Raw genomic sequence first — 25355 nt, 5'->3', positions numbered from 1 at the left:
ATGGATCTGCTGATTATTTTAACCTACGTGGCGATAGCCTGGTCGATATTTAAAATATTTAAGATCCCGGTAAATAAATGGACGGTTCCCACCGCGGCGCTGGGCGGCGTATTAATTGTTAGCGCGCTTATTTTATTAATGAACTACAACCATCCTTATACCTTCACTGCGCAGAAGGCGGTGATTTCTATTCCGATTACCCCGCAGGTTACCGGAGTGGTCAGCAGCGTTACGGATAAAGCCAATCAACGAGTTAAAAAGGGAGAGGTGCTGTTTACCATCGACCCGACACGTTATCAGGCGCGGGTCGACAGACTCCAGGCCGATCTTGTGACCGCGCTGCACAGTATCAATACCCTTAAAGCCCAGCTTTCTGAGGCTCAGGCCAACACCACGCGCGTTTCGGCGGAGCGCGACCGTCTGTATAAGGATTATCAGCGCTACCTGAAAGGAAGCCAGGCGCGGGTTAATCCGTTTTCGGAAAGCGATATTGATAATGCCCGGCAAAACTACCTCGCCCAGGATGCGATGGTGAAAGGATCGGTGGCGGAGCAGGCGCAAATTCAGAGTCAGCTCGACAGCATGGTTAACGGCGAGCAGTCTCAGATAGTGAGCCTCCGCGCGCAGCTGGCGGAGGCGAAATATAATCTTGACCAGACCACCGTGCGCGCGCCCAGCGACGGTTATATTACCCAGGTCCTGATTCGTCCCGGTACCTATGCCGCCTCGCTGCCTCTGCGGCCGGTGATGGTCTTTATTCCGCAACAGAAACGCCTCATCGTGGCGCAGTTCCGGCAAAATTCGCTGCTAAGGCTGGAGCAGGGCGACGATGCCGAAGCGGTGTTCAACGCGCTGCCGGGACAGGTCTTTCGCGGCAAGCTGGTGAGTATCCTGCCGGTCGTGCCGGGCGGAACATACCAGGCGCAAGGCACGCTGCAGGCACTGACGGTGACGCCGGGTACCGATGGCGTGCTGGCGACCATTGAGCTGGAGCCCAACGCTGCCGTCGACGCTCTGCCTGACGGGATCTATGCTCAGGTGGCGGTTTACTCCGATCATTTCACCCACGTTTCGGTGATGCGTAAAGTGCTACTGCGCATGACCAGCTGGATGCACTATCTCTATCTGGACCATTAGCGGGGTCAGTCTGGCATGGGGTGATTTCTCTCTCTGCTATTTGCCTGCGCCTGCGCCATACTTATTACTTTGTTGGCGAAAGGAGCAGGCAATGAAACTGATCGGCAGCTACACCAGTCCCTTTGTGCGCAAAATTTCCGTCATACTGCTGGAAAAAGCGATCCCCTTTGAGTTCGTCAACGAATTCCCTTACCACGAGACTAACGGCGTGGCGCAGTATAATCCGCTGGGAAAAGTGCCCGCGCTGGTCACCGATGACGGCGACTGCTGGTACGATTCTCCCATTATTGCTCAATACCTGGAGCTGCTCGGCATCGCCCCGGCTATGCTGCCTGCGGCACCGAAAGCCGCGCTGAAACTGCGTCAAATTGAGGCGCTGGCTGATGGGGTGATGGAGGCCGCGCAAACTCTGGTACGGGAGAAAGCGCGGCCAGCGGCGCAGCAGTCGGAAAGCGAACTACTGCGCCAGCGCGAAAAGGTCGCGCGCGGTCTCGATGCGCTGGAAGGCTATGCGAGTGACGGAACGTTGCGCCCTGATGAGGTTAATCTGGCGACCATCTCCGCAGCCTGCGCCATCGCTTATCTCAATTTCCGCCGCGTCGCGCCAGGCTGGTGCGCCACCCGACCGAAGCTGGTCCGTCTGGTGGATTCCCTCTTTCAGCGCGCCAGCTTTGCGCGCACCGAACCGCCGGTGAGTTGACCCAGGCAGGTAACAGTTTTCTCGTGAAGGGATTACAATTGCTGCTCATTTGTTGACTCCCTCTCCCGTCGGGAGGGGGGAAAATAGGCTCATTCATGACTACCGAGATTCGTGCGCTTTATACCCGGCTTCCGGCCATCGACCGTTTACTCCGCGATCCCGCATTCTCGCCGCTGCTGATGCAATATGGTCACTCCCAGACGGTGGCGCTGCTGCGCCAGATGCTGGACGAGGCGCGGGAAAATATCCGTCAGAACCAGGCGCTGCCGGGCTGGTGCGATGACTGGATGCAGGAAACGACGAGGCGGCTGGCGCTGACGCAGCAGAGCGCGCTGCGTCCGGTTTTTAACCTGACCGGTACCGTGTTGCACACCAATCTTGGCCGGGCGATTCAGGCGGAAGCGGCGGTTGAGGCGGTTGCCCGGGCGATGCGCGCGCCGGTGACGCTGGAATACGATCTTGATGATGCCGGACGCGGCCACCGCGACCGAGCGCTCGCCGACCTCCTGTGCCGTATCACCGGTGCGGAAGACGCCTGTATCGTCAATAACAACGCGGCGGCGGTACTGCTGATGCTGGCGGCGATCGCCGGCGGCAGCGAGGTGGTGGTATCGCGCGGTGAGCTGGTGGAGATCGGCGGCGCGTTCCGTATTCCTGACGTGATGCGCCAGGCGGGCTGCGTTCTGCATGAAGTCGGTACCACTAACCGCACCCACGCGAAAGATTATCGTCAGGCGGTGAACGACAATACCGGCCTGCTGATGAAGGTGCATACCAGCAACTACAGCATTGAGGGCTTCACGAAAGCGGTCGATGAAGCGGAGCTGGCCGAGCTGGGGCGCGAGTTGAATATCCCGGTGGTGGCCGATCTCGGTAGCGGTTCGCTGGTAGATTTAAGCCAGTACGGCCTGCCGAAAGAGCCGATGCCGCAGGAGATGATTGCCGCAGGCGTCAGCCTGGTGAGCTTCTCAGGCGATAAACTGCTGGGGGGCCCGCAGGCGGGAATCATCGTCGGCAAAAAATCGCTAATCGCCCGTTTGCAGAGCCATCCGCTCAAGCGCGCCCTGCGGGCGGATAAAATGACCCTCGCGGCCCTGGAAGCCACGCTGCGCCTCTATCTGCACCCGGAAAAGTTGGCCGCAGAGCTGCCGACTCTACGCCTGCTGACTCGTCAGGCGGATGATATTCGTCAGCAGGCCGAACGTATACGAACGGCTCTGGTCGCGCATTATGCTGATTTTGACCTGCGGGTTGAGCCATGCCTGTCGCAGATCGGCAGCGGCTCGCTGCCGGTGGACCGCTTGCCCAGCGCGGCGTTGACGTTGACTCCGCGCGATGGTCGCGGCAGCCAGCTGGAGGCCCTGGCGGCACGCTGGCGTCTGCTGTCCGTGCCGGTTATTGGCAGGATCTATGATGGCCGCCTGTGGCTGGACCTGCGCTGTCTTGAGGATGAAACCCGGTTTATGGAGATGTTACTGAGATGATTATTGCCACCGCCGGACACGTTGATCACGGCAAAACCACGTTGCTGCAGGCGATAACCGGCATCAACGCCGATCGCCTGCCGGAAGAGAAAGCGCGCGGGATGACAATCGATCTGGGCTACGCCTACTGGCCGCAGCCTGACGGGCGGGTACTGGGGTTTATCGACGTACCCGGTCACGAAAAGTTTTTGTCCAACATGCTGGCCGGTGTCGGCGGTATCGATCACGCGCTGCTGGTGGTGGCCTGCGATGATGGGGTGATGGCGCAGACGCGCGAACATCTGGCGATCCTCCAGCTTACCGGGCAGCCGACGTTAACCGTCGCGCTGACCAAAGCTGACCGCGTAGAAGCAACTCGGATCGAGGAGGTAAAGGCGGAAATCGATGCGGCGCTGGCGGAGTTCGGCTTTACCGGCGCGACCCTGTTTACCGTCGCGGCGACGGAAGGGCGGGGCATTGACGAGCTGCGCGAGCATCTCCTGCGCCTTGCCGCGCGCGCACATCCGCAGCGTCAGCGTTTTCGCCTGGCGATCGACCGGGCATTTACCGTCAAAGGCGCGGGGCTGGTGGTTACCGGGACGGCGCTATCCGGCGAGGTCAACGTTGGCGAGACGCTGTGGCTGACCGGCGTGGATAAACCGATGCGCGTGCGCGGTCTGCACGCGCAAAATCAGCCGGTTGAGCAGGCCCGGGCCGGCCAGCGTATTGCCCTGAATATTGTCGGCGATGCGCAAAAAGAGGACCTCAATCGCGGCGACTGGCTGCTCTCGGTACAGCCCCCGGAAGCCTGTGACCGGGTCATTGTCGAGCTCCAGTGCCACACGCCGCTTAGCCAGTGGCAGCCGCTGCATATCCACCACGCCGCCAGCCATATTACCGGCCGGGTGTCGCTGCTTGAAGGCGCGCTGGCGGAGCTGGTCCTCGATACGCCGCTGCGGCTGGCGGATAATGACCGTCTGGTGCTGCGCGATATTTCCGCGCGCCTGACGCTCGCCGGTGCGCGAGTGGTGACGCTCAATCCGCCGCGCCGGGGCAAGCGTAAGCCGGAGTATTTACAGTGGCTGCACGCGCTGGCTGCTGCGCAAAGCGATGACGTCCAGGCGCTGGATATTCACCTTCAGCGCGATGCGGTGCGTCTCGATGATTTCGCCTGGGCGCGTCAGCTCAGTAGCGATGGCCTCAACGCCCTGATTAACCGCCCTGACTATCTACAGGCGGGAAAGAGCCTGTTGAGCGCCCCGCTCGCCGCGCGCTGGCAGCGCAAGCTGCTTGAAGCCCTCGCGCGCTATCACGATCAGCATCGCGATGAGCCGGGACCGGGCCGCGAACGGCTGCGGCGTATTGCGCTGCCGATGGAAGATGAAGCGCTGGTGCTGCTGCTGATTGAGCAAATGCGAGAAAGCGGTATTGTTCATAGCCACCACGGCTGGCTGCATCTGCCGGAACATAAAGCGGGCTTTACCGACGAGCAGCAGGCCATCTGGCAGCGGGTCGCCGGGCTGTTTGCCGATGAGCCCTGGTGGGTTCGCGATCTGGCGCGGGAAGCCTGCGTGGAAGAGTCGTTAATGCGTGCGGTGCTTCGCCAGGCGGCGCAGCAGGGGATGATTACCGCGATCGTCAAAGATCGCTACTATCGCAACGATCGGATCGTGGAGTTTGCCAAAATGATCCGTGAACTGGATCTGGAAAGGGGTTCAACATGCGCGGCGGATTTCCGCGATACGCTGAACGTCGGGCGCAAGCTGGCGATTCAGATCCTCGAGTATTTTGACCGCATCGGTTTTACTCGCCGTCGCGGTAACGACCATATTCTTCGGGATAAAGCATTGTTCATAAAAGAATAAACAGAAGTTGCCGGAGACGCCTGGCCGGGCTATCAGGTCTGGTCTGATGGCCCGGGCAGCGGGTTGCATTAACCCCGATCGTTGGAAGAGATGCGCAGAGTCAGCGGGCGAAACTGGCCGTAAATCCATAATCCGAGCCAGGCCAGGCTGCCGACGATGCCGGTCAACACCAGCGCCAGGATGAAGCAGAAGATCGGGCTGATAATAATCGCGCTGAAGCCATGGACAGCTTCTCCGTTCCAGCGCAGCGTCAGTAAATTGACGCCAACCGCCGCGAGAATGCCGTTTAAAAGGCCGAGCGGCACTAATGAGCAGGTCAGGCCGATAAGCAGGATTTTATAAATACTGCCCGCGCTCATTTTTTTTAAAGAAACGGTAATGAATTCATCCATAAATCAAAAGATCCTGTTCTAAAACACCGGGAGACATGACGTCGCTTGCGCCATCAGACCCCCGCTAGCAGCGGGGGGCGGGAGAAAGTATGTGGCCTGGAAGCGAGGGGGGTCAATCTGAAAATAGCCCGCTTATTGCTGCTTCTGAGTTCGTTTCTCTGTTGTTACCCTGATTCGCACTGCGCCCTGAAATGGCGGGAGCGAAGCGTTTACTCAAGCCGCTGCGCGAGACGGCAGAGGCGATTTCTCGCGAACTGGGCTTCTCCGTGCGGGAAGGCTAAGGCAGATGACCTAATTGTCCCGGGCATCTGAGAGAAAACGCCGCTGACTCCATTCAGGATCAAGGCGCGGAAGCGGCTTTTTCTGGCACTCTGCATTTTTATCCCTAATGGAGCAAGGATGAACCGGTTTATTATCGCGGATGCGCAAAAGTGCATCGGCTGCCGTACCTGTGAAGTCGCCTGCGTGGTGTCCCATCAGCAGAATCAGGATTGTTCTGGCGTATCCGCTACGCGCTTTGCACCGCGGATCCGCGTGGTAAAGAATGATGAACTTTCGACGGCGACGTTGTGCCGCCAGTGTGAAGATGCGCCCTGCGCCAACGTCTGCCCCGAGGGCGCTATCCGCCGAGAAAATTCGGTCTGGCGCGTGGATCAGCGCCGCTGCATTGGGTGCAAAAGCTGCATGGTGGCGTGCCCCTATGGCGCGATGACGGTGATGCGGGTGGAGGAGGGCGTACAGGCGCTGAAGTGCGATTTGTGCAGCCATCGTGAAGAGGGCCCGGCCTGCGTGGCGGCATGCCCGACGCAGGCGCTACGCTGCATAGAGCCCATGGAGCTGGAAAGAATAGCCGCTGAACGTCGCCAGCGGATGGCGCTGGCGATGTAGCGACGTGTTACCCGGAGGCGGCGCTGGCGCGCCTTGCCGGGCTATGGGACTTGTAGCCCGGCTAAACGCAGTGCGAGCCGGGATAGATCTGGCTTATTCGGGCCTATGACGCGCCCTGTTCGCTCCATGCGCGTTCAACTTCTTCGGCGAGAATCTTCACGCCCGCTTCAATCTTCTCCGGATCCGGCACGTAGTTCATGCGCATGCACTGATGCGTGTGCGGCCACGGCTTATCCAGCCCCGGGAAGAAATAGTCGCCCGGCACCATCAGGACGCCGCGCTTTTTCAGGCGCTGGTACAGCAGCTCGGTAGATATCGGCAAATCTTTAAACCACAGCCAGAGGAAAATGGCCCCTTCCGGCTTATGAATCAAGCAGCGATCTTCCGGCAGGTAGCGGCGAATAATAGCGATAGTCTCCTGAACGCGCTGGTAGTAAAACGGCTTAATCACCGTTTCCGACAGGCGCAGCAGGTCGTTGCGTTTAATCATCTCGCACATCATGGCCGGCCCCATTCCACCGGGGGCGAGGCTGATAATGCCGTTCATATTGCTGATGGCGGTGATGATTTTTTCGTTAGCGATGATAATCCCGCAGCGGCTGCCCGGCAGGCCAAGCTTGGAGAGGCTCATGCACAGGACGATATTCGGATTCCACAGCGGTCGGGCGTCGCTGAAAATAATGCCCGGGAACGGAACGCCGTAGGCATTATCGATAACCAACGGGATGCCGTGCTGATTGGCCAGCGCATCGAGCTTGATCAGCTCATCATCGGTGATCACGTTACCGGTTGGGTTGGTGGGACGGGAAACGCAGATCATTCCCGTTTCGTCCGTGACCTGCAAATGTTCGAAATCCACATGGTATTTAAACTGGCCTTCCGGCAGCAGTTCAATGTTCGGGCGAGTGGCGACAAACAGCTCTTCTTCGAGGCCGGAGTCGGCGTAGCCGATATACTCAGGCGTCAATGGAAACAGCACTTTACGCGTGGTTCCATCCGCGCGACGTCCTGCGAAGAGGTTAAACAAGTAGAAAAACGCGCTCTGACTGCCGTTTGTCAGTGCAATATTCTGCGGCTCGATCTCCCAACCCAGTTCATCACGCAGCATTTGCGCCAGCAGGGTCAGCAGCTCGCTTTTACCCTGCGGGCCGTCATAATTGCAAAGCGCATCAAGGGCTTTGCCGTTATTCAGCATGTCGCTCAGCAGGCTGTGGAAGTAATCATTCATTTCCGGAATCTGTGCGGGATTGCCGCCGCCCAGCATGATGGCGCCTGGCGTACGCAGGCCGTCATTGAGGTCTTCCATCAAGCGGGTGATGCCCGAATGACGGGTAAATTTGTCGCCAAAAAGTGAAAATGTCATCGCGATTAGTCTGTCGGTATCCCAGGAAAGTGGGTAACCATAACGCCAGCGCAGACAGGGTGCAAATCGAGGTATCAGGAAGATAATTCGTTTTTATGCTTTGAGGTAGATGATTTTTGGTCGTTTATCCTGAAAAGGCTCCCGCGATCGCCGGGGGAGCCGCTCATCAAAAAGCTACTGCTGTCCTGCCCACACCACCATGACTTTGTCATCACCGCTCTCGCGGATAAAGCCGTAGCCTGTCGCCATCGATAGCGTGGTTTGTTTACCCATACCAATGGCCGGATGACGGGCGCGGAACTGGCCCAGTTTCTCCCAGTGAGTCACGCTGCGCGCGGCTTTGCCGTTGATGTCCTGCCAGTTCATATCTGAACGCGTTCCCTGAAGCGGGTCGGAGCCGGTCGGACCGAATGGCCGTGAGGATTCATCGCCGTAGTAGATCTGCACTGCGCCAGGCGCAAGCAGCAGCAGTTCCGCCGCCGTGCTACCGCCTTCACGGAACAGGCTGGTATCGTGCGAAGAGAGGTAGCTTAAGACGTTGAAACCCTGGAGCTTCTCCGCCATTTGTTGCCAGGTCAGATCCATATTGGCCAGGCAGCTTGTCGCTTTTGCTGCCTGATCCTGATAATCAAAGTTCAGCATGGCATCAAAGCCGTGACGATAGTAGTCGCTCTGCATCACGCCGTGGCCCCAGGCTTCGCCGGTCATCCAGAACGGGGCGTTATCCAGCGCTTTATCCGGATTGGCTTTTTTCCATTCCGCCAGCGCTTCACTGGCCTGGGTTTTTAGCTGCAGCCAGGCCGCCTGCTCGACGTGTTTGGCGGTATCAACCCGGAAACCGTCGATGCCATAATCGCGTACCCATTGGCTCAGCCAGTGGGTCAAATAATCGCGCGGCGTGTAGCCGGGGATCGCTTTAGCGGCGGTATCCGGCTTATGGCGATAGAAGTTCGGCAAGCCGGAGGGCTCCGTGGATTCGGTTTTCAGATCCGGCAGGAAGGCCAGCGACATGGTCAGATCGTCAAAGCCGGGGTTGTCGTAATCGCCGATATCGGTGCGGATCCATTTTTTACCCCACCATTTCTCCCATCCGGCTTTGTCGCTGAAGTTAATGTAGTCGTTAAAACTGTGCCAGCTCTGTCCCGCGCGAGGCTTCCAGTCGGTCCAGCGCTCTCCGAGCGTCTTTTTCAGTTCGTCACCCTGGATGTACAGCGAGCCAAACTGAAACTCCTGCATATCGGCCAGGGTCGCGTAGCCGGTATGGTTCATCACCACGTCGAACAGAATGCGAATCCCGCGCTTGTGGGCCTCGTCTACGAGACGGCGCAAATCTTCTTCCGTCCCCATATTGGCATCCAGCTTAGTCCAGTCCTGGGTGTAGTAGCCGTGATAGGCATAATGCGGGAAATCACCTTTCGTACCGCCGCCGACCCAGCCGTGGATTTGCTCCAGCGGCGAACTGATCCAGAGCGCGTTAACGCCGAGCTGCTGGATGTAATCAAGTTTGCTGGTCAGGCCCTGCAGGTCGCCGCCGTGGAAGGTGCCGATTTCCTGCATGCCGTCTTTGTGGCGGCCATAGCTATTGTCGTTGGCCGGGTTGCCGTTAACAAAGCGATCGGTCAGAACGAAATAGACGGTGGCGTTGTGCCAGTTGAACGGCGCGGCGGATTCGGTTTCCGCGCGCTCAAGCAGCAGAAGACCATTGCTGTTAAACGCCGGCTGGAGGGTAATTTTACCGCCGCTGACGGTCGCGATATTGCCGCTGTAAAAGTCGCGAACTTTACTGCCTTCGGCAAAGGATTTACTGACGTCAATGGTCAGCGGCTTGCCATCCCATTTCGGACACTGCTTGATCTGCGGCGCGGCGGCAGCGGACTGTTTCTCCTCAAGGGAGACCATCAGGGTTGGCGTACCCGAACGGGTGTCCACTTCCAGGGTATAGCGCCCGTCGCGAAAGATGCGCCACTGCGGCACCGGGTCGCGACAGGGTTCCATCGACAGCATCTGGTTGAGCTTGATCATGCCAGCGGGCTGCCAGCACTGTTGGTCAAAATTAATTCGCAGCGGGCGCGTACCCTTTGCTACCTCGTTTTGACTGATAAATCTGCCGGTGCCCTCTTCGGTGAAGGCGGGGAAGTCTGCGGTAGTCCAGGCGGCGAAGGCCATCCCAGGCAACAGCAGCGACGCAAGCGCAGCGAGTTTCATTGCGGAGTCCTGTAGGCGGTGTTTTGTTCAGTTTGCGCGTCTACCCGCCTGATGAACTCATCCCGGCCGCGCTTTTCCAGGGAGGATGAAAAGGGGTGAGTGATCGCGCTCAAAAAATGCGCAGAAAATGAGACGGCGCTAGCATTTTTGCGCCTTCGCAGGCTGGCAGAAACCGATTTCAGGTGACACCATTTCGGAATTGGACTATTTCTGTGGGTGCGTCATCTGGGTATTTTTGATACTATTCGCGATTCAACTATCGATTTTTTGTGAAAAACAAGGCGTTGGAATGATTGCATCCGACCAGGAGACCTAATGATATCGACTCCCATTCGACGATATGGGGCCGCGATACTCATGTTACTTACCTGCATATTTTCAGGTAGTGTGCTGGCAACAACACACACAGCAACAACGAGTCATAAAGCCCCAATAGTTAAAAAGAAAAGTACCGTTAAAGTAAGCAAGGTAAGCAGTAAACAAGAGTATTCTCGCAATAGTGTAAAGAGCAGTTCACTTCCTGATTTGCGAAAATACCCTTCCGGGACACCAAGGAAAAAAGCGTTTCTCCGGACGGTAATGCCTTATATTACGAAACAGAATCAGGTGATTACTGCCGATCGTAACTGGCTGGTTTCCAAGCAGTACGATGCGCGCTGGTCGCCGAGCGAGCGTACGCGCCTGAAAGAGATCGCCTCGCGCTATAAAGTGAAGTGGTCCGGCAATACTCGCCATATTCCATGGAACTCGTTGCTTGAACGCGTCGATATTATCCCGAACAGCATGGTTGCAACCATGGCGGCGGCGGAAAGCGGCTGGGGAACGTCAAAACTGGCGCGCGTTAACAACAATCTGTTTGGTATGAAGTGTGGTGGTGGAAACTGCCGCGGCGCGGTGAAGGGCTACTCGCAGTTTGATTCGGTGGAAGAGTCCGTTCAGGCCTACGTGAGAAACCTGAATACGCATCCGGCTTATTCATCGTTCCGTAAATCGCGTGCGCAGCTGCGCAAGGCCGATCAGGAAGTGACCGCCAGCACCATGATTCATAAGCTGAAGGGCTATTCGACTAAAGGGTCGAGCTATAACAACTATCTCTTCGCCATGTATCAGGATAACCAGCGGTTGATTGCCGCGCATATGTAATGGCTTATCCATGACATTATTAATGCCCGGCGCGCAAGCCCGGGCATTTTTCTTTGCTCTCTACATCATGACTTCACTGTGCCGATCGCGATACTCCTTCGGCGTCACGTCGTACTCTTTCTTAAACACCGAATAGAAGTACTGCAACGACGGATAGCCGCACATCTGCGAGATTTCATTAATCGACAGGGTGGTTGAAACCAGCAGGCTGCGCGCTTTTTCCAGCTTCTCGCTGTGGATCACCGTATGAATGGTCTCGCCCACTTCCTCTTTGAAGCGTTTTTCCAGATTCGAGCGGGAAATGCCTACGGCGTCCAGTACCTGCTCTACCTTAATCCCTTTACAGGCGTGGTTACGAATATAGTGCATCGCCTGGATAACCGAAGGGTCGGTTAGCGAACGGTAGTCGGTGGAGCGGCGCTCTACTACGCGCATCGGCGGGATAAGCTGTCGTTGAAGCGGCAGCTCTTCATTCTCCAGCAGACGATGCAGCAGCTTTGCCGCCTGATAGCCCATCTGGCGGGTGCCCTGAGCAACGGAAGACAGCGCCACGCGCGACAGATAGCGGGTAAGCTCTTCGTTATCAATGCCAATAACGCACAGCTTTTCCGGAACGGGGATATGCAACAGCTCGCAGGCCTGTAACACATGACGGGCGCGGGCGTCGGTGACGGCGATAATGCCGGTTTGCGGCGGCAGGGTTTGTAGCCAGTCGGCGAGGCGATTTTGCGCATGCTGCCAGTTTTCCGGCGCTGTCTCGAGCCCCTGATAGACCACGCCGCGATATTTCTCTCTGGCGACCAGCTGACAAAAAGCATGCTCGCGCTCTGCGGCCCAGCCTTTACAGCTGGATGTGGGCAGGCCGTAAAAGGCAAAGCGGTTAATGCCCTTTTCCTTCAGATGGAGGAAGGCGCTCTCGACCAGCGCGGCGTTGTCGGTAGCGATGTAGTGAACCGGCGGATAGCACTCCGGGCGGTGGAAGGAGCCGCCGACGCCGACAATTGGAACATTAACGTCGAGCAGCAGGTTTTCAATCTCCGGGTCGTCGTAATCGGCAATAACGCCGTCACCTAACCACTCCTTGATGTTTTCAATTCGCGCCCGAAAATCTTCCTCAATGAAGATATCCCATTCCAATTGCGATGCTTGTAAATATTCGCCGACGCCCTCAACGACCTGGCGGTCATAGGCCTTGTTGGCGTTGAATAACAACGTAATACGGTGACGCTTTTCAAACATAGTGTTGTTCCTGGTCTCTCTTGCAGGCCATACAATACCGGCCAATGCCCGGATTATTTCAAGCTACTTGTGCCTAAGTTTGGCTGTAGCGCAAAGAATTCGGGCATTTTTTTTCAAAGCTCTCAGCTCCGGCGTTTGGTGGCTGAATCCATCCACACCGCGAGTAATAAAATGACCCCTTTAACGATGTACTGCCAGAAGGTGGCGACATCCATCATGCTCATGCCGTTGTCCAGCGCGGACATGATAAACGCGCCCATGACCGCGCCGGCAACGCTGCCGACGCCGCCGGCGAGGCTGGTTCCGCCGATCACGCAGGCGGCGATGGCGTCCAGTTCGGCGATGTTGCCGGCGGAAGGAGAACCGGCGCCCAAGCGCGAACTGAGAATCAACCCGGCAATCGCCACCATCAGGCCATTAATGGCGAACACCGCCAGCTTGGTGCGTTCCACGCTAATGCCGGATAGACGCGCGGCTTCCAGGTTGCCGCCGATGGCGTAGATGCGGCGGCCAAACGCGGTGCGGGTGGCCATAAACATACCCGCCAGCAGCAACGCGGCGAGGATCAGTACCGGCGTCGGGACGCCGCGATAGTCGTTTAATAGCCAGATAGCGCCCAGCACAATAACGGCGGTAATCGTCTGGCGACCTACGGTCGAAGCGGAAGCGGGCGTGGCAAGTCCCAGGGCCTGACGTCGCATACGGCCGCGCCATTGCCAGATAATAAAGGCCGCCATTCCCGCCACGCCGATACCAAAGCCAATACCATCAGGCAGATAGCTCTGGCCGATTTGCGACATCGCCGGGCTGGTGGGAGAGACGGTGGTCCCGTTGGTGATACCTATCAGAATACCGCGGAATGCCAGCATACCGGCGAGCGTCACGATAAATGACGGGACTTTACGGTAGGCGACCCACCAACCGTTCCATGCGCCCAGCAGCAGGCCAAGCGCCAGCGTGACCACAATCGTCAGCGGCAGCGGCCAGCCGAGCCAGACGTCAAATATTGCCGCTGCGCCGCCGAGCAGGCCCATCATCGAGCCGACGGAAAGATCGATCTCGGCGGAAATAATCACAAACACCATGCCGACCGCGAGAATGCCGGTGATGGCGGTCTGGCGCAGCAGGTTAGAGATATTACGCGCGCTCAGATAAGCGCCTTCGGTAGTCCAGGTGAAAAACAGAATAATGGCCACGATAGCGGCGATCATCACGAATACCTGGAGATTCATCCCTTTTAGCCCGGAAAAAGCCCCGGAGACGGGCGGGGTGAGTTTCATTTCAGACGTGTTCTTCGACATGGCGTTCGCTCCTCAGTGCGGCTTCCATCACCTGTTCCTGTGTCAGGCCCTGATTAATCAAATCGGCCTTCAGTTTGCCCTCATGCATCACCAGCACCCGATCGCTTAGCCCCAGTACTTCGGGCAGTTCGGATGAAATGACAATGACGGCGATCCCCTGCTGCACCAGCTGATTAATCAACTTGTAGATTTCGTACTTGGCGCCGATATCAATGCCGCGGGTAGGCTCATCGAGTATCAGAATGCGCGGGTTCAGCAGCAGGCAGCGGGCGAGGATCGCCTTTTGCTGATTGCCGCCGCTCAGGCGACCGATCGCCAGCTCTGGCGATGAGGTTTTGATTTTCAAACGCTGGATGGATTGCTGAATGCAGTGCTGCTCTCCGGCATCGTCAAGGCTGCTCAGCGGGCCGGTAAACTGGTTTAACGCGGCGAGGGTGATATTTTTACCCACCGCCATCACCGGCACGATGCCGTCTTTCTTTCTGTCTTCCGGCACCATGGCGATGCCCTGCGCGATGGCCTGCTGGCAGTTGTGAATCGTCACCTGCTGGCCATCGATGAAAATTTTCCCCTGCCAGCGGCCCGGCCAGACGCCAAACAGGCACTGTACCGCTTCGGTACGACCCGCGCCGACCAGTCCGGCTATCCCCAGAATTTCGCCGCGCCGCAGTGAAAAGGAGACGTCATTGACCCGCTTAATGTGGCGATTGACCGGATGCCAGGCGGTTAAATTTTCTACGCGCAGGATTTCATCGCCGCAGCTATGGGCTTCGTTCGGATAGAGGGCGGTAAGCTCGCGGCCGACCATCATGGTGATGATGTCATCTTCGTTCATGCCGTCAGCGTTACGGGTACCGATATGCTGCCCATCGCGGATCACGCAGATAGTATTGGATATCGCTTTGACTTCATTGAGTTTGTGGGAAATGTAAATACAGGCAATACCGTGATTTTGCAGATCGCGAATAATATTCAGCAGAATGGCCGTTTCTTGTTCCGTTAATGAGGCGGTGGGTTCGTCGAGAATTAACAACCGTACCTGTTTATTTAGCGCTTTCGCTATTTCGACCAGCTGCTGCTGGCCAAGGCCTAAATCGCCGACGCGGGTGTCGGGTGATATGGCTAAATTGACCTGGGCCAGCAGCTTCTCGCAGCGTAAGGTCATGGTTTCGTAATCCAGCAGACCGTGGCGGGAGATCTCCGCGCCGAGAAAAATATTCTCCAGAACGGTCAGGTGTTTTACCAGCGCCAGCTCCTGATGAATGATGGCAATTCCTTTGCGTTCGGTATCGCGAATATGGCCCGGCTGCAAAGTTTCTCCGGAAAAAATAATCTCTCCCTCATAGCTACCGTGCGGGTATATTCCGCAAAGCACCTTCATGAGCGTAGATTTCCCGGAGCCGTTTTCTCCGCATAATGAGACCACTTCCCCGGCGTTCAGCCGCAGGCTGACATTATCAATCGCCTTCACCGCGCCGAAGGTTTTAGTCATGTTTTTCATTTCGAGTAACCAGGACATAGAGGCTCCGCATAAGCGATATCCGGCTGGATGGAGTAACGCCCCCGGCAGAGGGCGTCAGAGATTACAGCTCGCTTTTTTTATGGAAACCGTCTTTGATCACCGTCTGGTCAATGTTGTCTTTATTGACTTCAATGGGCGTCAGCAGACGAGAAGGGACATCTTTCAGGCCGTTGTTGAGCGTGGCGTCAGCCTTCGGCTGTTTGTCGTTGCCCAGTTCGACGGCAATCTCCGCCGCGGTGGTGGCAAGGGTGGCGATCGGTTTGTAGACGGTCATCGTTTGGGTGCCAGCGATAATGCGCTTCACGCCGGCGAGGTCGGCATCCTGACCGGAGATCGCCACTTTGCCTGCGAGCCCCTGGGCGCTCAGGGCCTGAATGGCGCCGCCAGCGGTGGCATCGTTAGAGGCGACAACCGCATCAATTTTGTTATTGTTGGCGGTCAGGGCGTTTTCCATAATTTTCAATGCGTTTTCAGGTAGCCATCCGTCAACCCACTGATCGCCGACGACTTTAATTTTGCCTTCATCAATATAGGGCTTAAGGACTTTCATTTGGCCGGCGCGGAAAAGCTTGGCGTTATTATCAACGGGCGAGCCGCCCATTAAGAAATAGTTACCCTGAGGCACTTTATCGACCAGGCTTTGCGCCTGCATTTCGCCCACTTTCTCATTATTAAAAGAAATATAAAAATCAATGTCGGCATTATTGATGAGACGATCGTAGGCGAGAACTTTAATTCCCTCCTGTTTAGCCTCTTTTATCACATTACTCAGCACTTGACCGTTATAGGGAATAATAACCAGAACGTCGACGCCGCGATTAATCATGTTTTCGATTTGCGACATTTGCGTTTCTTCGTTGCCATTGGCTGACTGGACGAATACTTTTGCACCTAATGATTCAGCTTTATTGGCAAAAATATCGCGATCTTTTTGCCAGCGCTCAAGACGCAGGTCGTCAATCGCCATGCCAATTTTAACTTCTTTCGCAATGCCCGACAGGCTGGTGAGGAGGAGTGAAGCACAGAGCGTTAGGCAAAGGTTCTTTATCTTCATAATAATAACACCTTTTTTGTAAAGTGCAGGATAAGACGAACGATAAAAATAAACGGCCTGATACGTAGCAGATTTTTAACGCGGAAAGGGGCGCTGGCAATTATCTATGCTTATTTTGCCGTTATGAAATTTTGTTTATTTGTTAATTTATGACCGGGATCGTACTTTAATAATTAGTTCTCATCGTATTTCATTGATCTCTCGTGGCGTAAGCAGCGAAGTGAGGGCGTTGTTCTATTGTTTTTGCGACCTGGCGCACGTTTGTGGATTCTCTCAATCACGGTGTGAAATAACGTAATTGAGGAAAGTAAAAAGAGAATTCTATATTGGCTTATGACTTATTACTCGCCGCATCCCTGAATATGGAGTTCATTATGCAGACCTATTTTGATCAACTCGATCGCGTTCGTTATGAAGGCCCGACATCCGCTAACCCACTGGCTTTCCGTCATTACAACCCGGATGAACTGGTGCTGGGCAAACGGATGGAAGAGCACCTGCGCTTTGCGGCCTGCTACTGGCACACCTTCTGCTGGAATGGTGCTGACATGTTTGGCGTGGGCTCCTTTAACCGCCCGTGGCAGCAGCCGGGCGAAGCGCTGGAAATGGCGAAACGCAAAGCGGATGTCGCGTTTGAGTTTTTCCACAAACTGAACGTACCGTACTACTGTTTCCACGACGTTGACGTTTCCCCTGAAGGGGCATCGCTGAAAGAGTATGCCAACAACTTTGCGCAAATGGTTGAAGTGCTGGCGGAAAAACAGCAGCAGAGCGGCGTCAAGCTGCTGTGGGGAACGGCAAACTGCTTTACGAACCCGCGCTATGGCGCCGGGGCGGCAACCAATCCGGATCCGGAAGTGTTCAGCTGGGCGGCGACTCAGGTGGTCACCGCAATGGATGCGACCCACAAGCTGGGCGGCGAAAACTATGTCCTGTGGGGCGGCCGTGAAGGTTATGAAACCCTGCTGAATACCGATCTGCGTCAGGAGCGCGAGCAGATTGGCCGCTTTATGCAGCTGGTCGTTGAGCACAAGCACAAGATTGGCTTCCAGGGTACGCTGCTGATTGAACCCAAACCGCAGGAGCCAACCAAACATCAGTATGATTACGACGCTTCTACCGTCTATGGTTTCCTGAAACAGTTCGGCCTGGAAAAAGAGATCAAACTGAACATCGAAGCGAACCACGCGACGCTGGCCGGTCATACGTTCCATCACGAAATTGCGACTGCCATTGCTCTGGGACTGTTTGGTTCCGTTGACGCTAACCGCGGCGACCCGCAGCTGGGCTGGGATACCGACCAGTTCCCGAACAGCGTTGAAGAAAACGCGCTGGTGATGTACGAAATCCTGAAAGCGGGTGGTTTCACCACCGGCGGCCTGAACTTTGATGCTAAAGTACGTCGTCAGAGCACCGATAAATACGACCTGTTCTACGGCCATATCGGCGCAATGGACACCATGGCGCTGGCGCTGAAAGTTGCCGCGCGCATGATTGAAGGCGGCGAGCTGGATAAACGCGTTGCCAAACGTTATGCCGGCTGGAACGGCGAGCTGGGTCAGCAGATCCTGAAAGGCCAGATGAACCTGGCGGATATTGCTCGCTATGCCACTCAGCATGACCTGGCGCCGCAGCACCAGAGCGGCCATCAGGAACTGCTGGAAAATGTGGTAAACCGCTACCTTTTTGATCGCTAATGAAGGCGATGATGCCCGGCGGGAACGGGCATTGGCTATAACCGATGCTTTATTCGCGCCACGCTTAGCCGTGGCGCGTCAGTAAGGAGAGGCTGTATGTATATCGGGATTGATCTGGGCACCTCGGGCGTCAAAGCTATTCTGCTCAATGAACAGGGCGAGGTCGTGGCTTCGCATACTGAAAAGCTCAACGTGTCACGTCCGCACCCTCTATGGTCTGAACAGGACCCCGAACACTGGTGGCAGGCGACGGAACGCGCGATGAAAGCGCTGGGCGCGCAGCACTCGCTGCGCGAAGTCAAAGCGTTAGGTATTGCGGGCCAGATGCACGGCGCGACGCTGCTGGATAAGCAACAGCGTGTCCTGCGCCCGGCGATTTTATGGAATGATGGCCGCTGCGGTGAAGAGTGCGCGCTGCTGGAAGAGAAAGTCAGCCGCTCGCGGCAGATAACCGGCAACCTGATGATGCCGGGATTCACCGCGCCGAAGCTGCTGTGGGTACAACGCCACGAGCCTGAGATCTTCGAGCGGGTTGATAAAGTCCTGCTGCCTAAAGATTATCTACGTTTACGCATGACCGGCGAGTTTGCCAGCGATATGTCCGATGCCGCTGGAACGATGTGGATGGACGTAGCGCGAAGGGACTGGAGCGATGAGATGCTCGCCGCCTGCGGTCTGAACCGCGACAACATGCCGACGCTGTTCGAAGGATGTGAAGTCACGGGGGCGCTGCGCCCGACGGTTGCGCAGTCGTGGAATATGCCGGAAGCGCTGGTGGTAGCCGGCGGCGGCGATAACGCAGCCGGTGCGGTTGGCGTGGGTATGGCGGATGCGGGGCAGGCGATGCTGTCGCTGGGGACCTCGGGCGTCTACTTTGCGGTCAGCGACGGCTTTCTTAGTAAGCCGGAAAGCGCCGTACACAGTTTCTGCCACGCGCTGCCCGGGCGCTGGCACCTGATGTCGGTGATGCTGAGCGCGGCTTCCTGTCTGGATTGGGCGGCGACATTAACCGGCCTTGGCACGGTTCCGGCGTTGATTGCGGCGGCGGAGTCGGCGAACGAGAGTGCCGATCCTATCTGGTTTCTGCCTTACCTCTCCGGTGAACGTACGCCGCACAACAATCCGCAGGCGAAAGGCGTCTTTTTTGGCCTGACTCATCAACATGGTCCGGCGGAGCTGGCGCGGGCGGTGCTGGAGGGCGTCGGTTATGCGCTGGCGGATGGCATGGATGTGGTGCACTCCTGCGGCGTGAAGCCGGAAAGCGTGACGCTGATTGGCGGCGGCGCGCGCAGCGCGTACTGGCGGCAAATGCTGGCGGATATCAGCGGTCAGCAGCTTGATTTCCGCACCGGCGGCGACGTGGGACCGGCGCTTGGCGCGGCGCGACTGGCGCAGCTGGCGCTGCATAAAAACGTCGCATTCTCCGATCTGCTGCCGCAGCTCCCGCTGGAGCAGGCCCACTGCCCTGATGACGAACGTTTTGCCCGCTACGCCCCCCGTCGGGAGACATTTCGACAGATTTATCAGCAGCTTTTACCGCTGATGTCGTAATATTTTGCCCTCGGTTAACGAGGGCAAATTACATCCATGAATGCATCGTTCGCATTTATCTGTCCTGCGTATTTATATATTCCGAATTTGTCGTTTCTGCTTCCTGAAGCATCAGCAGTAAAGCTTTACCGGTACATAATGGACGCCATCTTTCGCAGGGAGGCTCCATGAAAAATAAGAATATTGCGCCGAAACTGTTGATGGTCATCGGGGCGCTGGTGTATCTGATGGGGATCTGGCACACCTGTCCGTTATTTAGCGGTAAAGGCTATTTCCTCGGCGTACTGGTGATGGGGATGTTCGCCATGCTGGCCCATCAGCGCACGATGCAGGAGGAGCGCAGAAATGACGACGGGTTTGTATCGCTATGCCGACTGGTGCTCCTGCTTTCGCTTGGCCTGTTAATGGTCGGCGCGAGGTTTGTACCTGCCGGTTGGGATGAGAAAAGCATCTACGTGGCGGCCTGGTTTGTGTGCATGTACGGCGCGTCAGCCTTGCCGCATAAAGCACTGGCGGCGGACGTGGCGCCGCAAGACCCCACGGAATAGCCTTAGCTGACGAAACGGCGGCTATCAAACCGCTGAACCAGAGCCGAGAGCAGTAAGCTGCCCAGCAGCGCGGCGCTGAATATCCAGATAATATCCAGTAACGGCCAGCGGCTTAGTTCAAGCCCGCTGGCGCGCAGCGCGTGAATGATCAGCGCATGAAAACCGTAAATCCCTAAAGAATGGCGCGCAATCGGCGCAATAAGCGGCAGCTGACGCCGATTGAGCGTGTTTTTTACCAGCGTCAGCAGAGCGATGGCGCAGACAAAAACCGCAGGACCGCAGTATAAATACCAGGTATCGCCGAAATCGCCGCGCCAGCGCAGCTCGTGCAGCGTGCCGCGTGAGATTACCCACACGCCGGCGATGAACAGCGCGGCGCAGAGGGCGGTCAGCCATTTGTTCTCGGTATCCAGCATGCCGATAGCCCGTCCCAGCACGCCATACATCACGTAGTAAAACGTGTCGCCGTTGATATAAAGATTGAACGGCAGCCATTCAACGCCTCCGGCTTTTACCGGGACCATATTGGGGTTCGCCAGAATGCCCAGTACCAGCATCAGCGCCAGCAGCATCCTGCCGCTTACCTGTTTAACCTGCACCAGCGGCGAAAGCAGATATATCACGACGATGGCGAAGAAAAACCACAGATGGTAGAACACCGGTTTTTGCAGCAAATTCTTCAGCGACAGCTCAACGTTAATATGGGTGAACAGGGTGATATAGAGCAGCGATAGCGTGCTGTAGAAGAGAATGCATAGCGCGATACGCAGAAAATGGCGGGGCTGGGCGCTGCGCTCACCGAAAAACAGATAGCCTGAAATCATGAAAAATAGCGGTACGCTGACGCGGGACGCAGAGTTGAGGATATTGGCCAAATCCCACTCCAGCAGGCTAATCGCGTGCGGGTGCGTAATATACCAGGTAGTGCTATGAATCATGACGACCATCAGGCAGGCAATGCCGCGCAAATTAGTAATCCAGTGTATTTTTTCCTGCATCAGAACCTCAGTTTCACCTTCTCCATCTGGCTCTGACTATCCTTATTCGACCCTGTCGCAGTGGAATAATCTGAGTTTTTCGCCATAGACTTGTCGAGGTGTGGCCCAATTCGCACAATGAGCCGGTTATTTTACGTAAGCTGCACGATAACAATTTACTAACAAGGCGGTCGAGAACAAATGGTGATGAAATATGCGTTTTCTGGACTACTGCTGTGCCTGCTGGCGGGCTGCAGCGCAACGCCGCCTCAGCCTACGCAGAAGGCGCAGAAAGCGCGGATAACGCCGCAGACTACCCTCAATATGGAGCAGCTTTGCAAGGATAATGCCGCCGTCCGTTATAATACAGGCGTGCGCCAGGTGGACGTCAGCCATTTCGAGCAGTTCCAGGGCAGCTTCGAGCTTTCGGGCAAGACTGCGCGGAATGAACGCTTTATCTGTTCTTTTGACCCGGACGGGCAGTTTTTACATCTTTCGATGCGCTAACGACGGCCGCGCTGGCGCTAATTTCCGCAATTTTCCCTAAACAACCCCGTTTCGTACTGTATATCTCGCAGCCAGCGGGTATACTGGCTCCTTCCTTTAAATCCACACGTATCCAGCACGAAATCATATGCAAAAGTTTGATACCAGGACCTTCCAGGGCCTGATCCTGACCTTACAGGATTACTGGGCTCGCCAGGGCTGCACCATTGTTCAACCACTGGACATGGAAGTCGGCGCAGGCACCTCTCACCCGATGACCTGCTTACGCGCATTGGGTCCAGAGCCGATGGCGACCGCCTACGTGCAGCCGTCTCGTCGCCCGACCGATGGCCGTTACGGTGAAAACCCGAACCGCTTACAGCACTACTATCAGTTCCAGGTAGTGATAAAACCCTCCCCGGAGAACATCCAGGAGCTCTACCTTGGCTCGCTGAAAGAGCTGGGTATGGACCCGACCATCCACGACATTCGCTTCGTCGAAGACAACTGGGAAAACCCGACGCTGGGCGCCTGGGGTCTGGGTTGGGAAGTGTGGCTGAACGGTATGGAAGTCACGCAGTTCACCTACTTCCAGCAGGTGGGCGGTCTGGAGTGTAAGCCGGTTACCGGCGAGATCACCTACGGTCTGGAACGTCTGGCGATGTATATCCAGGGTGTCGACAGCGTTTACGATCTGGTCTGGAGCGATGGCCCGCTGGGGAAAACGACCTACGGCGACGTGTTCCATCAGAACGAAGTGGAGCAATCCACCTATAACTTCGAATACGCTGACGTGGACTTCCTGTTCTCCTGCTTCGAGCAGTACGAGAAAGAAGCCCAGCAGCTGCTGGCGCTGGAAAACCCGCTGCCGCTGCCTGCCTACGAGCGCATTCTCAAAGCCGCCCATAGCTTTAACCTGCTGGACGCGCGTAAAGCCATCTCCGTCACCGAGCGTCAGCGCTATATCCTGCGCATTCGCACCCTGACCAAAGCAGTGGCTGAAGCTTACTATGCTTCCCGTGAAGCCCTTGGCTTCCCGATGTGCAACAAGAATAAATAAGAGGCGGCCATGTCTGAGAAAACTTTCCTGGTGGAAATCGGCACTGAAGAACTGCCACCAAAAGCCCTGCGCAGCCTGGCTGAATCCTTTGCTGCGAACGTGACCGCAGAGCTGGATAACGCTGGCCTTGCGCACGGTAAAGTTGAATGGTTTGCCGCGCCGCGCCGTCTGGCGCTGAAAGTGGCGAATCTGGCGGCTGCGCAAGCAGACCGCGAAGTCGAAAAACGCGGTCCGGCGATTGCCCAGGCGTTTGACGCCAGCGGCCACCCGAGTAAAGCGGCCGAAGGCTGGGCGCGCGGCTGCGGTATCACCGTCGATCAGGCGGAACGTCTGACGACCGATAAGGGCGAATGGCTGCTGTATCGTGCTCACGTGAAAGGCGAGAGCACCGAAGCGCTGCTGCCAAACATGATCGCAACCTCGTTGGCGAAGCTGCCGATCCCGAAACTGATGCGCTGGGGCGCGTCCGACGTCCACTTCGTGCGTCCGGTTCATACCGTGACCCTGCTGCTGGGCGACAAAGTCATCCCGGCAACTATTCTGGGCGTCCAGTCCGATCGCGTTATTCGCGGCCACCGCTTTATGGGCGAGGCTGAGTTCACTATCGACAATGCCGATCAGTATCCGCAGATCCTGCTGGAGCGCGGTAAAGTCATCGCCGATTACGAACAGCGTAAAGCCAAAATTAAAGCCGATGCAGAAGAAGCAGCGCGTAAAATTGGCGGCAACGCCGATCTGAGCGAAAGTCTGCTGGAAGAGGTGACTTCACTGGTGGAATGGCCGGTAGTCCTCACCGCGAAGTTCGAAGAGAAATTCCTTGCGGTGCCTGCCGAAGCGCTGGTTTACACCATGAAGGGCGACCAGAAGTACTTCCCGGTTTACGACAACGCGGGCAAGCTGCTGCCGAACTTCATCTTCGTCGCCAACATTGAGTCGAAAGATCCGCAGCAGATTATCTCCGGTAACGAGAAAGTGGTTCGCCCGCGCCTGGCGGATGCTGAGTTCTTCTTCAATACTGACCGTAAAAAACGTCTGGAAGATAACCTTCCGCGTCTGCAAACCGTCCTGTTCCAGCAGCAACTGGGTACGCTGCGCGATAAGACCGATCGTATTCAGGCGCTGGCCGGCTGGATCGCCGAGCAGATTGGCGCTGACGTGAATCATGCCACCCGCGCGGGCCTGCTCTCCAAGTGCGACCTGATGACCAACATGGTCTTCGAGTTCACCGATACGCAGGGCGTGATGGGCATGCACTACGCGCGCCATGATGGCGAAGCGGAAGACGTTGCGGTTGCCCTGAACGAGCAGTATCAGCCGCGCTTTGCCGGCGATGACCTGCCGTCTAACCCGGTAGCCTGCGCGGTTGCGATTGCCGATAAGATGGACACCCTGGCGGGTATCTTTGGCATCGGTCAGCATCCGAAAGGCGATAAGGACCCGTTTGCGCTGCGCCGCGCCGCGCTGGGCGTGCTGCGTATTATCGTTGAGAAGAACCTCAATCTGGACCTGCAGACCCTCACCGAAGAAGCGGTGCGTCTGTACGGCGATAAGCTGACCAACGGCAACGTCGTTGATGATGTTATCGACTTCATGCTGGGGCGCTTCCGCGCCTGGTATCAGGATGAAGGCTATACCGTCGACACGATTCAGGCGGTACTGGCGCGTCGTCCGACCCGTCCGGCAGACTTCGATGCGCGTATGAAGGCGGTTTCCCACTTCCGTACCCTCGAAGAGTCCTCTGCGCTGGCGGCGGCCAACAAGCGTGTTTCTAACATTCTGGCGAAATCAGACGTTACGCTGAACGATATCGTCCATGCTTCGGTATTGAAAGAAGCGGCCGAGATCAAGCTGGCAGGCAATTTAGTCGTGCTGCGCGATAAGCTGCAGCCGTACTTCGCCGAAGGGCGTTACCAGGATGCGCTGATTGAGCTGGCGTCCCTGCGCGAGCCGGTGGATGAGTTCTTTGAGAACGTGATGGTGAACGCAGAAGATCAGGACGTGCGCGTAAACCGACTGACGCTGCTGTCCAAGCTGCGCGATCTGTTCCTGCAGGTAGCGGATATTTCCCTGCTGCAGTAAGTGAATGGGTAATAATAAAAAACCTGCCTGCGGGCAGGTTTTTTTATGCATGGAATATAAATAAATGAACCGTTAATAATTCTCTGAATAATATTTATTTAATTTGCATTGATTGCCAGGAATTATTTTAGGAATATGCCAACGTAATCTGGTCAGATATTTACGGTAGAATGCTGACGGGTGCTTGAGACTGTTTGTCTCAGGCGTTCAGCGGGAGACAGACAGAGAAAAGCCCCACCTGATGATAAATCAAAGTGAGGCTCCCCTATGCATCAACACCATAAGAGTAGCCTCTTACCTGTTGAAAATCAACACGGGAGGCGAGGAATGCCGCAAAAGTATCTGTTGTTTAGCTTAATAGTGATTTGCTTCACTATTTTATTATTTACCTGGATGGTGCGTGATTCGCTGTGTGAATTACAGCTCAGACAGGGGAATATTGAGCTGGTGGCGTTCTTAGCCTGTGGGATTAAAACGTAAGAGACGGTGGCGGAGAGCGATCTCCGCCATTCTTACGGCGTGAAGCATTCTCAAGGCACCCTGTTTTTTTCATCAAATAAATAATTTGCCTCCTGTTTTCAGGAGGCTTTTTTTTACCGTTTTGCCATCCGGTGAAAAAACAGGCTTGAAATTCATATCAGGGTGTGGCTATCCTATGGCCCGACGAATCCCTCGTCTTACTGGA

21 protein-coding genes and 1 pseudogene are annotated in these 25355 nt (G+C 56.2%); 14 read left to right on the top strand and 8 right to left on the bottom strand.

Annotation, left to right across the window (positions count from 1 at the left end; translation table 11 throughout):
* The 4 genes from ABLV12_RS11005 to selB all read left to right on the top strand — a co-directional run bounded on the left by ABLV12_RS11005 (nt 1) and on the right by selB (nt 5165).
* Nucleotides 1–1137, top strand: coding sequence for an HlyD family secretion protein (locus ABLV12_RS11005; RefSeq protein WP_004106821.1), 1137 nt, complete (start codon nt 1–3; stop codon nt 1135–1137).
* 91 nt (nt 1138–1228) lie between these two features.
* Nucleotides 1229–1837, top strand: a complete 609-nt coding sequence (locus ABLV12_RS11000) for a glutathione S-transferase (protein ID WP_064398932.1) — start codon at nt 1229–1231, stop codon at nt 1835–1837.
* Nucleotides 1838–1932: 95 nt separating this feature from the next.
* Nucleotides 1933–3321: an L-seryl-tRNA(Sec) selenium transferase gene (selA, locus tag ABLV12_RS10995; RefSeq protein WP_004106817.1), complete on the top strand. Its 1389-nt coding sequence runs from the start codon at nt 1933–1935 to the stop codon at nt 3319–3321.
* Nucleotides 3318–5165 (top strand): selenocysteine-specific translation elongation factor, encoded by a 1848-nt coding sequence (gene selB / locus ABLV12_RS10990; RefSeq protein WP_064370681.1) that lies wholly within the window; start codon nt 3318–3320, stop codon nt 5163–5165. Before selA ends, selB begins: the two co-directional genes overlap by 4 nt.
* A 68-nt stretch (nt 5166–5233) precedes the next feature.
* Here the strand turns inward: selB and ABLV12_RS10985 are convergent, their stop codons facing one another.
* On the bottom strand, nt 5234–5557 hold the full coding sequence (locus ABLV12_RS10985; protein ID WP_142475982.1) for a hypothetical protein: 324 nt from the start codon (nt 5555–5557) through the stop codon (nt 5234–5236).
* Nucleotides 5558–5754: 197 nt separating this feature from the next.
* Between ABLV12_RS10985 and ABLV12_RS10980 the strand changes: the two are divergent.
* Nucleotides 5755–5838 (top strand): annotated as a pseudogene (locus ABLV12_RS10980) (IclR family transcriptional regulator); the annotation flags it as partial.
* Nucleotides 5839–5956: 118 nt separating this feature from the next.
* Complete coding sequence (locus ABLV12_RS10975; protein WP_016807718.1) at nt 5957–6445, top strand: 4Fe-4S binding protein; 489 nt, start codon at nt 5957–5959, stop codon at nt 6443–6445.
* A gap of 103 nt (nt 6446–6548) precedes the next feature.
* On the opposite strand, the gene avtA is transcribed toward ABLV12_RS10975, so the two are convergent.
* Together avtA and ABLV12_RS10965 are read right to left on the bottom strand one after the other, a co-directional pair.
* Nucleotides 6549–7808, bottom strand: a complete 1260-nt coding sequence (gene avtA / locus ABLV12_RS10970; RefSeq protein WP_004106812.1) for a valine--pyruvate transaminase — start codon at nt 7806–7808, stop codon at nt 6549–6551.
* Between the two features lie 174 nt (nt 7809–7982).
* A complete protein-coding gene (locus tag ABLV12_RS10965) occupies nt 7983–10013 on the bottom strand; it encodes an alpha-amylase (protein ID WP_064383107.1) in 2031 nt (676 codons plus the stop codon).
* Nucleotides 10014–10328: 315 nt separating this feature from the next.
* Here ABLV12_RS10965 and ABLV12_RS10960 point away from each other — a divergent pair, with 315 nt between their 5' ends.
* Nucleotides 10329–11156 carry a protein bax gene (locus tag ABLV12_RS10960; protein WP_071530269.1) on the top strand — a complete coding sequence of 276 codons (828 nt, stop codon included), beginning with the start codon at nt 10329–10331 and terminating at the stop codon, nt 11154–11156.
* Between the two features lie 60 nt (nt 11157–11216).
* Here ABLV12_RS10960 and xylR read toward each other — a convergent pair whose 3' ends face one another.
* From xylR to xylF, 4 genes are all read right to left on the bottom strand, one after another.
* Complete coding sequence (gene xylR / locus ABLV12_RS10955) at nt 11217–12395, bottom strand: D-xylose utilization transcriptional activator XylR (protein ID WP_004106805.1); 1179 nt, start codon at nt 12393–12395, stop codon at nt 11217–11219.
* 122 nt (nt 12396–12517) lie between these two features.
* Nucleotides 12518–13696: a xylose ABC transporter permease XylH gene (xylH, locus tag ABLV12_RS10950; protein ID WP_348867038.1), complete on the bottom strand. Its 1179-nt coding sequence runs from the start codon at nt 13694–13696 to the stop codon at nt 12518–12520.
* Entirely contained in the window at nt 13677–15215 is a 1539-nt protein-coding gene (locus ABLV12_RS10945) for a xylose ABC transporter ATP-binding protein (protein ID WP_004106801.1), read from the bottom strand. Before ABLV12_RS10945 ends, xylH begins: the two co-directional genes overlap by 20 nt.
* Nucleotides 15216–15279: 64 nt before the next feature.
* Nucleotides 15280–16272 (bottom strand): D-xylose ABC transporter substrate-binding protein, encoded by a 993-nt coding sequence (gene xylF, locus ABLV12_RS10940; protein ID WP_348867037.1) that lies wholly within the window; start codon nt 16270–16272, stop codon nt 15280–15282.
* Between the two features lie 374 nt (nt 16273–16646).
* Here xylF and xylA point away from each other — a divergent pair, with 374 nt between their 5' ends.
* From xylA to yiaB, 3 genes are all read left to right on the top strand, one after another.
* Nucleotides 16647–17969, top strand: coding sequence for a xylose isomerase (gene xylA, locus ABLV12_RS10935; protein ID WP_004106797.1), 1323 nt, complete (start codon nt 16647–16649; stop codon nt 17967–17969).
* Nucleotides 17970–18065: 96 nt separating this feature from the next.
* The gene (gene xylB, locus ABLV12_RS10930) at nt 18066–19520 is read left to right on the top strand and encodes a xylulokinase (protein WP_064397753.1); all 1455 of its coding nucleotides are present in this window, start codon (nt 18066–18068) and stop codon (nt 19518–19520) included.
* Between the two features lie 167 nt (nt 19521–19687).
* On the top strand, nt 19688–20068 hold the full coding sequence (yiaB, locus tag ABLV12_RS10925) for an inner membrane protein YiaB (protein ID WP_049095715.1): 381 nt from the start codon (nt 19688–19690) through the stop codon (nt 20066–20068).
* A 2-nt stretch (nt 20069–20070) separates the two neighbouring features.
* Here the strand turns inward: yiaB and ABLV12_RS10920 are convergent, their stop codons facing one another.
* Nucleotides 20071–21066, bottom strand: coding sequence for an acyltransferase (locus ABLV12_RS10920; RefSeq protein WP_064397756.1), 996 nt, complete (start codon nt 21064–21066; stop codon nt 20071–20073).
* Nucleotides 21067–21246: 180 nt separating this feature from the next.
* Between ABLV12_RS10920 and ABLV12_RS10915 the strand changes: the two genes are divergently transcribed.
* From ABLV12_RS10915 to hokA, 4 genes are all read left to right on the top strand, one after another.
* Nucleotides 21247–21552 (top strand): YsaB family lipoprotein, encoded by a 306-nt coding sequence (locus ABLV12_RS10915; protein WP_004116342.1) that lies wholly within the window; start codon nt 21247–21249, stop codon nt 21550–21552.
* 127 nt (nt 21553–21679) lie between these two features.
* Nucleotides 21680–22591 (top strand): glycine--tRNA ligase subunit alpha, encoded by a 912-nt coding sequence (gene glyQ / locus ABLV12_RS10910; protein ID WP_004106786.1) that lies wholly within the window; start codon nt 21680–21682, stop codon nt 22589–22591.
* Nucleotides 22592–22600: 9 nt separating this feature from the next.
* On the top strand, nt 22601–24670 hold the full coding sequence (gene glyS, locus ABLV12_RS10905; protein WP_004106780.1) for a glycine--tRNA ligase subunit beta: 2070 nt from the start codon (nt 22601–22603) through the stop codon (nt 24668–24670).
* A 327-nt stretch (nt 24671–24997) separates the two neighbouring features.
* Nucleotides 24998–25150, top strand: coding sequence for a type I toxin-antitoxin system toxin HokA (gene hokA / locus ABLV12_RS10900; RefSeq protein WP_004106778.1), 153 nt, complete (start codon nt 24998–25000; stop codon nt 25148–25150).
* Nucleotides 25151–25355 lie beyond the last annotated feature (205 nt).

Source organism: Klebsiella sp. CN_Kp100 (assembly GCF_040065315.1).
Classification (GTDB): Bacteria; Pseudomonadota; Gammaproteobacteria; order Enterobacterales; family Enterobacteriaceae; genus Klebsiella; species Klebsiella oxytoca.
Note: the sequence above shows the minus strand (reverse complement) of the source record. Positions and strands in the feature narration are given on the sequence as shown.

Bases quoted from the DNA above. Each gene is read 5' to 3' on its own strand.
- ABLV12_RS11005 (WP_004106821.1), top strand. From the start codon at position 1: ATGGATCTGCTGATTATTTTAACCTACGTGGCGATAGCCTGGTCGATA.
- ABLV12_RS11000 (WP_064398932.1), top strand. From the start codon at position 1,229: ATGAAACTGATCGGCAGCTACACCAGTCCCTTTGTGCGCAAAATTTCC.
- selA (WP_004106817.1), top strand. From the start codon at position 1,933: ATGACTACCGAGATTCGTGCGCTTTATACCCGGCTTCCGGCCATCGAC.
- selB (WP_064370681.1), top strand. From the start codon at position 3,318: ATGATTATTGCCACCGCCGGACACGTTGATCACGGCAAAACCACGTTG.
- ABLV12_RS10985 (WP_142475982.1), bottom strand. From the start codon at position 5,557: ATGGATGAATTCATTACCGTTTCTTTAAAAAAAATGAGCGCGGGCAGT.
- ABLV12_RS10975 (WP_016807718.1), top strand. From the start codon at position 5,957: ATGAACCGGTTTATTATCGCGGATGCGCAAAAGTGCATCGGCTGCCGT.
- avtA (WP_004106812.1), bottom strand. From the start codon at position 7,808: ATGACATTTTCACTTTTTGGCGACAAATTTACCCGTCATTCGGGCATC.
- ABLV12_RS10965 (WP_064383107.1), bottom strand. From the start codon at position 10,013: ATGAAACTCGCTGCGCTTGCGTCGCTGCTGTTGCCTGGGATGGCCTTC.
- ABLV12_RS10960 (WP_071530269.1), top strand. From the start codon at position 10,329: ATGATATCGACTCCCATTCGACGATATGGGGCCGCGATACTCATGTTA.
- xylR (WP_004106805.1), bottom strand. From the start codon at position 12,395: ATGTTTGAAAAGCGTCACCGTATTACGTTGTTATTCAACGCCAACAAG.
- xylH (WP_348867038.1), bottom strand. From the start codon at position 13,696: ATGTCGAAGAACACGTCTGAAATGAAACTCACCCCGCCCGTCTCCGGG.
- ABLV12_RS10945 (WP_004106801.1), bottom strand. From the start codon at position 15,215: ATGTCCTGGTTACTCGAAATGAAAAACATGACTAAAACCTTCGGCGCG.
- xylF (WP_348867037.1), bottom strand. From the start codon at position 16,272: ATGAAGATAAAGAACCTTTGCCTAACGCTCTGTGCTTCACTCCTCCTC.
- xylA (WP_004106797.1), top strand. From the start codon at position 16,647: ATGCAGACCTATTTTGATCAACTCGATCGCGTTCGTTATGAAGGCCCG.
- xylB (WP_064397753.1), top strand. From the start codon at position 18,066: ATGTATATCGGGATTGATCTGGGCACCTCGGGCGTCAAAGCTATTCTG.
- yiaB (WP_049095715.1), top strand. From the start codon at position 19,688: ATGAAAAATAAGAATATTGCGCCGAAACTGTTGATGGTCATCGGGGCG.
- ABLV12_RS10920 (WP_064397756.1), bottom strand. From the start codon at position 21,066: ATGCAGGAAAAAATACACTGGATTACTAATTTGCGCGGCATTGCCTGC.
- ABLV12_RS10915 (WP_004116342.1), top strand. From the start codon at position 21,247: ATGGTGATGAAATATGCGTTTTCTGGACTACTGCTGTGCCTGCTGGCG.
- glyQ (WP_004106786.1), top strand. From the start codon at position 21,680: ATGCAAAAGTTTGATACCAGGACCTTCCAGGGCCTGATCCTGACCTTA.
- glyS (WP_004106780.1), top strand. From the start codon at position 22,601: ATGTCTGAGAAAACTTTCCTGGTGGAAATCGGCACTGAAGAACTGCCA.
- hokA (WP_004106778.1), top strand. From the start codon at position 24,998: ATGCCGCAAAAGTATCTGTTGTTTAGCTTAATAGTGATTTGCTTCACT.